This is a genomic window from Nostoc cf. edaphicum LEGE 07299 (assembly GCF_015207245.1).
In the GTDB taxonomy this organism is placed as follows: domain Bacteria; phylum Cyanobacteriota; class Cyanobacteriia; order Cyanobacteriales; family Nostocaceae; genus Nostoc; species Nostoc edaphicum_B.
Map to the genome: position 1 here is coordinate 1 of NZ_JADEXF010000110.1, position 8,123 is coordinate 8,123.

Sequence of the window (8,123 nt, forward strand, 5' to 3'; positions counted from 1 at the left end):
GTGTTTATTTGATATAACTATGCCAGTATGCCCAGCTTTTTTCTAATTAAATTATCAATTACCAATAGTGAGAGCATTAGAAATTTGTATCAGAACAACTTTATATATAAATAAAATATTCAATATGTAGCAAATGCATCTGGACACTAAAGGAGCGCTGAGTTAAAAGTGCTGAGTAGGCAAGCAACACTTAATACTCAAACCTCAGCACTCAAAACTCAGCACTCAGCACTTAGTATTAAGGAGGTTTGGTGATGATTCAATTCCGTATTCAGCCAGACAGCGAAATTCCCGCATCAACCCAGCTGTTTAATCAAATCCGATTTGCGATCGCTTCTCGGCAATATCCCCCTGCTTACAAATTACCAAGCACACGGGCGTTGGCAATGCAAACGGGGTTACACCGAAATACCATAAGTAAGGTTTACCGTCAACTAGAGGAAGACGGATTTGTTGAAAGTATGGCTGGTTCGGGTATTTATGTTCGTGCCCAAGGTCATGAGGGCGGTAGTAGGCTGCAATCACCAATTCTCAAACAAAATCCTGATGCATATCAAGTTGTCCAGCAAGCACTTGACGAACTGCTCTCTCAAGGATGTACGCTGAATCAAGCTAGAGAGCTATTTTTAGCGGAAATTGACTGGCGCTTGCGTTGTAGTGCGCGGGTACTGGTTGCAGTTCCATCTTATGATATGGGTGCTGGTGAGTTGATGGTGTATGAATTAGAGCGATCGCTAAAAATTCCAGTCCAGTTGGTAGCAATGGAAGAATTAACCGCTGTTCTAGATAAAACTACCTCTGCGACAGTAGTCACCAGTCGGTATTTTATCAGTAATGTAGAAGCGATCGCAGCTCCAAAAGCCGCACGAGTAATTCCTCTAGATATCTACGACTACAGCAAAGAACTCAGCATCTTGAAAACCTTACCAAAAGAAAACTGTGTTGGGATAGTTAGCCTCAGTTCTGGGATTGCACGAGCCGCAGAAGTCATTCTCCACGGTTTGCGCGGTGATGAACTACTGGTAATGACTTCCCAGCCAAAAGATGCTTACAAACTTCAGGCAATGGTTAAACGAGCTGAGGTAATCATAAGCGATCAAGCCAGTTTTGCGGCAGTGCAAGCAGCCGTGCAAGCATCTGATGAAGATATTATTCGTCCGCCAAAGCTGATTAAGGTTGAGAATTATATCGGCGCTAACTCGATTAACTTGCTAAAACGAGAACTGGGTTTAAGTTAATTAAAACTTACGCAAAATATTTCTCAAACTCTCATTCTCTGTGCCCTCTGCGCCTCTGCGGTTCGTTATTCTCCAACTCGTACCAGTCCTATTAATCTCAAGATAATTCGACCAACATCTTTAAGAGCAACTGATACAGAAGGGATAAAGTAGTGCAAATTGTGATTGTGGGTGCAGGCCCAACAGGTGTAACCCTTGCCCTGCTTCTTGTAAAACGTGGTCTTGCTGTAACGTTAATTGAAGCAGCAAAAGACTTTCATCGTGTATTTCGCGGCGAAGGATTAATGCCCAGTGGCTTAGAAGCTTTAGAGCAAATGGGTCTATCGGCATTACTAGAACATATTCCCCATCGGCAACTCGACGCGTGGGAATTCATTATCGGGGGCAAGCAGTTGTTTCGAGTTGATGAACCAATGGGGTCAACCCAACCTTGTACACTGGTTTCACAACCACCGCTACTCAAAGCACTGATTTCTGAAGCTCAAACCAATGATGGGTTTGAATTCATTCAGGGTGTTACGGTCAAAGATTTACTGTGGAGTAATGAACGTGTCGCAGGTGTAGTATTGAGCGATGGGAGAGAACTTACAGCTGACTTAGTGATTGGCGCAGATGGTCGGAATTCCCTTATACGACAACGTATAGGCTTGGAATTGGTACGCCAGCCCAAAAATATTGATATTCTCTGGTTTAAACTTGCCGCCAGCCCTGAGTTTACAGCCGATAATGTGTTTCGTACTATTGTAAATGGCGATCGCGTATTTACCATCTTTCACGGAGCAGAATCAGGAAAACTACATCTGGCTTGGGTGATGTCAGCAACCGAAAACACTGAATCCAAACAAGCCAACTGGGCAGAGATTTTTGCCTCCTTATCACCCTCATGGCTAGCAGAGCATTTCCGTAATCATGCAGACACCATTGAATCTCCCATTCGGCTCTCTGTTGTGGTTGGTTATTGTCCACAATGGCACGCACCAGGAGTACTGCTTCTAGGTGATGCTGCACACCCAATGTCTCCCGTCCGTGCCCAAGGAATTAATCTCGCATTCCGTGATGTGATTGTTGCTGCTAATCATCTTGTGCCACTGTTGCAAAAAGAAGCTGGACACCAGGATATTGACATGGCACTATCGCACATCCAAGCAGAACGTCAGCCAGAAATTATCCGCGCCCAGCAACTCCAGTTAGAAGAAGCTAAACAAGGCGAATTACTGCGAAAAAATGCACTGCTGCGATCGCTGTTGATTCAATTTGCTCCCTTACTCCGTAAAATAATTAAAAAGTCTTGGTTAAGGCGACAATATAAAATGCGTCAAGGTATCACACAGGTACACTTAACTGTCTAAAAAACCGCCAGCAGTTATCCCACTTGTGGTTTTGGCGTGTTAATTTGCAAAAATTCTTGTACCCGTTGCAGATAAGTTGGGGCATCTTCCAACATTGGGAAATGCGCTGTCTTAGGAATCATCACAAATTCCACTTTGTCATTCAGTGCCGCTGCTTGACGACCCATCTCGGCTGGAATAATCTTGTCATACTCCCCTGCTATAAGTAGAGTCGGCACTGTCAGCTTGGCAAACTCTTGCGGCATCACTTCAGATTGAGCCTTACTGACTGAAGTAAAAATTGTTCCTAAAGCCGCATCGTAATCTGCTTCGAGAAAATCTTCTAAAAAAGCTTGCCGCTCAGAATGTGGTATGGAACTATATAAAAATCTGGCCATAAACATCCGGTCAACAAATGGGATTTTGCTTAACCATTTGGGACGGAATTTCACTACATAGCCACCGAATTTATGAAAAGCACTAAAAGATTTTTCGTCGTACTCGAAAATGCCGCTACAAGTTAAAATTCCTCGTTCTACTCGTTCGGGATAGCGGTTAAAAAATAAAGTGGCAACAGAAGCGCCCATCGAATGAGCATTGATATAAACACGCCGAATATGCAACCCATCTAACAAAGCTGCCAAATCATCAGCGTATTCCTCTAATTCATAGGTTAGCTCTCTAATTGCCTCTGATTCTTCTTGGGGGGATTCAGATTCGGCAACAGCTTCACTTGCTTGGGCGATGGTTGGCTTCCCACCAGAACGGCCAAATCCCCGCAAATCGTAGAGTAAACAATCAAATTGCTCTGATAAAGCATCAGCAGTATTTTGCCAATATCTAGCCGAACCAGCCCAACCATGCATGAAAACCATCACTGGTTTTACCAAAGAACCGGATGGTTTTTTCACCCATTCGTAGTAATGCTCAACGCCACGAACATTAATATAAGGCATTAGTCATTTGTCCTTTGTCAGTTGTCATTAGTCCCTGGTATATGGTTATTATTCCTTATTTTTTGACCAATGACTAATGACCAATGACTAATGACTCATTAAGCTGATTCTGGCTTCGGTAGTGAAGACGGATGTATTATCAGTTCAGCAGTTGATCGCTTCTCGACCATTTCCCTTGTAACTGTACAGCGTGTCACATCCTTACGGGATGGTAACTCATACATTACATCCAACATCAATTCTTCGACAATACCACGTAATGCTCTCGCACCAGTTTTACGGCGGTAAGCTTCTTGAGCGATCGCTCGTAAAGCATCTGCTTTAAAATCTAGCTGGACATTATCCATCTTCAGCAGCTTTTGGTACTGCTTCACTAAGGCGCTGCGTGGTTGGGTGAGAATCGCCATCAGCGCTTCTTCATCTAGCGGATCTACAACTGCTACCATTGGCATCCGCCCAATAAACTCTGGAATCAGTCCAAATTTTACTAAATCATCCGGTTCTAGATGGCGAAGCGTGTCTGCTGCTCGTTTCTCCTTCGATTGGCCTTCTCCTGGTTGCACAAAGCCGATTGCTTTTTTGCCAACTCTCTGATCTACAATTTTTTCTAAGCCTACGAAGGCACCACCACAGACGAACAAAATATTACTTGTATCAATCTGGATGCAGTCTTGATAAGGATGCTTGCGCCCTCCTTGGGGTGGTACATTAGCGATCGTTCCCTCTAACATTTTCAGCAAGGCTTGCTGCACGCCTTCGCCAGAAACATCGCGGGTAATTGACGTGTTCTCGCTCTTACGAGCAATTTTGTCAATTTCGTCAATGTAAATAATTCCCCGTTGCGCTTCTTCTATATCCAAATCTGCCACCTGCAACAGTCGCAGCAAAATATTTTCCACATCTTCTCCTACATACCCTGCTTCGGTCAGCGTCGTCGCATCGGCTACAGCAAAGGGTACATCCAAGATTTTCGCTAGGGTTTGGGCTAAGAGAGTTTTGCCGCAACCAGTCGGGCCGATTAACAAGATGTTGGACTTTTGCAGTTCTATAGCATCATCTGACCCAGGTTTGGCACTGGCCTTAGACTGAATGACTGCCAGCCGCTTGTAGTGATTGTAAACAGCTACTGACAGAACTTTCTTCGCTTCGTCTTGACCAATGACGTGTTCGTCTAGATACTTTTTAATCTCTCTTGGCTTAGGTATTTGATTAAACGAAATACTAGCAGAGTGAGTACGCCGTTTTTCAGGTGGCTCTGCTCTTGGTGCTGGTTGTGCTGCCGCACCATTAGTATCGAGTAACTCCTCGTCTAGTATTTCATTACACAAGTCAACGCATTCATCGCAGATGTAGACTCCCGGCCCTGCGATTAATTTACGCACCTGCTCTTGAGACTTGCCACAAAATGAACATTTCAAATGGGAGTCGTACTTAGACATACCAGCCTCTTATTTCAGAATGGTGACGTTTTCCCCTGCTACGGGAAGATTTTGCCTGGAAATGACCTGATCAATCAAACCGTAGTTTTTTGCCTCTTCTGCCGACATAAAAAAGTCGCGCTCAGTATCTGCTTCAATTCTTTCTAAGGGTTGACCAGTATGGTGAGCCATTAACTGATTCAACTTAGCCTTAACGTAAAGAATTTCTCTGGCTTGAATTTCAATGTCAATGGCTTGACCTTGAGCGCCACCAAGTGGTTGGTGAATCATAATCCGGGAGTCGGGCAGAGACATTCGCTTACCGGTAGCCCCTGCTGTCAACAAAAATGCCCCCATGCTCGCGGCTAATCCAAAACAGATGGTAACAACATCAGGGCGAATTTGCTGTATTGTATCATAGATTGCCATCCCTGCGTAGACGGAGCCGCCAGGAGAATTAACATACAGTTGGATGTCTTTTTCTGAGTCTTCGGCGTCTAGGAATAACAACTGAGCCACAATCGAGTTGGCTACGGCATCATCTATTGGCGTTCCTAAAAAGATAATCCGCTCTCGCAGCAGGCGGGAGTAGATGTCGAAAGCTCTTTCTCCCATGCCAGACTGCTCTATCACCATCGGCACGATGTTGCTAGGGCTGCTTAACTGGGAGTTAATGTTTATTCGACTTAAGTTGCTGATTGGGGAATTTCCCGACTGCGATTCAAGCATACAAGCTTTCTTTGACAATTATTTAGGACAAATGTTTCAGCAGCGGATGCTGCCTTTTCAACGAATGAAATTTTTATAGAGCTACGTGTTAACCATTATGCCTCATATAATTTCCTCTCGTGTGACACACTATCAAGCTCAAGTGATAACAGGTGTCACTATTTGCCGAAAATTCATTAATTCTTTAATTATTCTGACTTCATCCCTGAATTATGGGGCATTGGGCATGGGGCATAGGGCATTGGTTATTTCTCCCTCTACTTCCCGATTTCCCTTACCTTACCCATTTCACCAGTACTTTAACTCAGAACTGGTGAATTTATGGCTGTGGGATTTTTTATTATCCTTCTGTAACTTCTGTAGAAGTTTCGCTGTTTTCTTCCTCTGTCTGAAGTGCATCAGTATCAGCATCTGATTCTGCGTCTTCCGTTTCCTCCGCAGGACTCAAAGAACCTTCCGGTACAAGTTCAACTGATGAGTGTTCTAAGAGCCAATCAATGATTTTTGCGGTTAACAGTTCGTTTTCCACGATTGAGCGCAGTTTATCTTCATCAACGTCCTGTTCCTCCGAGTACTGTTCTAAAAGTTCTGTAACTCTGGCTGCGATTTCTTCTAGTGTTACCTCGATAGATTCGCGTTTGCCGATTTCCCGCAATGATAAGGAGCGTTTGATGCGTTCAATTGCTTCAGTACGCGATCGCTCCCGCAACTGCGGAATAATATCTTGAGTAAACAGCTTTCTCACATCCAATCCTTGTTGAGACAGCCGGATTGCTGTTTGGGTTAGCATTGCATCCACTTCTTGCTCAATCAATGTTGCTGGTAAGTCAACTTCTACGTGCTTGAGCAGTTCCGTTAACAAGGCTTCCTGCTTATTGGTTTTTGTTTTGTCGTCCGCCTCTTTTTGATATCGCTCTACCAAAGAAGCGCGTAGCTCCTCTAAGGTTTCAAAATCGCTGATTTCCTGGGCGAAATCGTCATTTACTTCTGGTAGTTCCTTTTCCTTTAATTCTTTGAGCGTTACGGTGAAAGTTGCCGCTTTTCCAGCTAAATCTTCATTAGCATAAGGATCTGGGAACTGTGCCGCAATTTCTTTGGTTTCTTCAGGATTCATCCCCACTATTCCCGAAATAAAGCCTGGAATAAACTTATCTTCTTGTAACTCGACTTGAAAATCAGTTGCTTCAGCTCCGGGAATTGGTTCTAGTTCTGCTGTTTCGTCCTCGCCCTCAACTCTGGCGAATGAACCTTTAAAATCGACTACGGCAATATCGCCGATTTGAGCTGCACGTCCTTCCACAGGAATCAATGTCGCCAATTCTTGACGTTCCTTATCCAGCGTGCTCTCCACTTGTTCTGGATCGAACTTGATTTCTTCGGCCTTGGCTTGCAAATCAGTGTACTGCACTAGATTCACTTCTGGTTCTACATCCACCGCAGCTGAAATCGTCAAGGGTTTTCCAGGTTCATAATTATTAATCAAATCCTCAAAAGAGGAGCGCAATTGCGGCTGACCGATTGCTGGGATGGCTTCTTGTTTGACTGCTTGCTCAATGCCATCTTGAATTAGTTCTTCCAACGCTGCTGCCTTGATTCGAGTTGTACCCAGCCGTTGTAGTAATATCGGCCGAGGCACCTTGCCTTTACGAAACCCAGGAATATTGGCAGTACTTGCTAAGTTCTTAATGACCTGTTCGTAAGTTTGCTTGGTAATTTCCGGCGTAATCTCTATTTCCAGGCCAATTTGGCTGGCGGGAAGTTTTTCCTGGGTAACTTTCATGCTTCGTCTCTAGTTTTCTGGTATTTTATACTCCGAGTACACACAAAACGCAATAAAATAATTGTTTGCGTTTATGGCTTGATGTCTCTTAGGGGTAATGGAAGTTTGCCAAAAGGTCTTGTAACATCCAAGAATGGATGTTTGTCTTGGGGCAAAGATCCAGTTTACTGCCAATTATCAAGGACTTGACATTTTACCTTCATAACAATTTGGTTAATGGGGCATTGGGATTAGGGGGGAAGTGATAGGGAAATAATCTGTAACCCTTACCCTGTCACCTCTACCCTGTAACCTAATACGCTATTCCCTTCTTCACTCCCGACTTAACTCTAAAACTTGGGAATTAATTATTCAGTCGGTTAACGCCGTGATATCCTGGTCTCAAAGAGTGGTTAGTACCCTAGCTTAAAGTTATAGTATTGAGTCTAGGTATTATCTAGCTATTATTAAGTTATGTGTGGTACGAGAGTGCATCTGTTACTTAACCGCATAGCTCAATCTTGCGTTATGCTGGCTTTTTACATTTAGCTGCTAGTATATTCTTCGTCTTGATAAGCAAGTTTGTAGTCAATACATTTGTTTCTTTACAGGAAGGATGCTTGTTAAACCCCTAAATGCAGATATCTCCCTTTTGCTGATAAATAACGGTTTATTGTACAATATATAGTTATAGT

6 protein-coding genes are annotated in these 8,123 nt (G+C 43.7%); 2 read left to right on the forward strand and 4 right to left on the reverse strand.

Features of this window, described 5'->3' with window-relative positions:
• The first annotated feature begins 254 nt into the window (after window positions 1–254).
• Together IQ229_RS05075 and IQ229_RS05080 are read left to right on the forward strand one after the other, a co-directional pair.
• The gene (locus tag IQ229_RS05075) at window positions 255–1,238 is read left to right on the forward strand and encodes a GntR family transcriptional regulator (protein ID WP_194041843.1); all 984 of its coding nucleotides are present in this window, start codon (window positions 255–257) and stop codon (window positions 1,236–1,238) included.
• A 152-nt stretch (window positions 1,239–1,390) separates the two neighbouring features.
• The gene (locus tag IQ229_RS05080; RefSeq protein WP_194041845.1) at window positions 1,391–2,587 is read left to right on the forward strand and encodes an FAD-dependent oxidoreductase; all 1,197 of its coding nucleotides are present in this window, start codon (window positions 1,391–1,393) and stop codon (window positions 2,585–2,587) included.
• Window positions 2,588–2,601: 14 nt separating this feature from the next.
• Here IQ229_RS05080 and IQ229_RS05085 read toward each other — a convergent pair whose 3' ends face one another.
• The 4 genes from IQ229_RS05085 to tig all read right to left on the reverse strand — a co-directional run bounded on the left by IQ229_RS05085 (window position 2,602) and on the right by tig (window position 7,449).
• A complete protein-coding gene (locus IQ229_RS05085) occupies window positions 2,602–3,522 on the reverse strand; it encodes an alpha/beta fold hydrolase (protein ID WP_194041847.1) in 921 nt (306 codons plus the stop codon).
• 98 nt (window positions 3,523–3,620) lie between these two features.
• Entirely contained in the window at window positions 3,621–4,961 is a 1,341-nt protein-coding gene (gene clpX / locus IQ229_RS05090; protein ID WP_194041849.1) for an ATP-dependent protease ATP-binding subunit ClpX, read from the reverse strand.
• 9 nt (window positions 4,962–4,970) lie between these two features.
• A complete protein-coding gene (gene clpP / locus IQ229_RS05095; protein WP_194041850.1) occupies window positions 4,971–5,669 on the reverse strand; it encodes an ATP-dependent Clp endopeptidase proteolytic subunit ClpP in 699 nt (232 codons plus the stop codon).
• Between the two features lie 340 nt (window positions 5,670–6,009).
• The gene (tig, locus tag IQ229_RS05100) at window positions 6,010–7,449 is read right to left on the reverse strand and encodes a trigger factor (RefSeq protein ID WP_194041852.1); all 1,440 of its coding nucleotides are present in this window, start codon (window positions 7,447–7,449) and stop codon (window positions 6,010–6,012) included.
• Between the last annotated feature and the right edge of the window lie 674 nt (window positions 7,450–8,123).

Coding starts and splice junctions, on each gene's coding strand:
- clpP (WP_194041850.1), bottom strand. CDS start 5,669: ATGCTTGAATCGCAGTCGGGAAATTCCCCAATCAGCAACTTAAGTCGA.
- IQ229_RS05085 (WP_194041847.1), bottom strand. CDS start 3,522: ATGCCTTATATTAATGTTCGTGGCGTTGAGCATTACTACGAATGGGTG.
- IQ229_RS05075 (WP_194041843.1), top strand. CDS start 255: ATGATTCAATTCCGTATTCAGCCAGACAGCGAAATTCCCGCATCAACC.
- clpX (WP_194041849.1), bottom strand. CDS start 4,961: ATGTCTAAGTACGACTCCCATTTGAAATGTTCATTTTGTGGCAAGTCT.
- tig (WP_194041852.1), bottom strand. CDS start 7,449: ATGAAAGTTACCCAGGAAAAACTTCCCGCCAGCCAAATTGGCCTGGAA.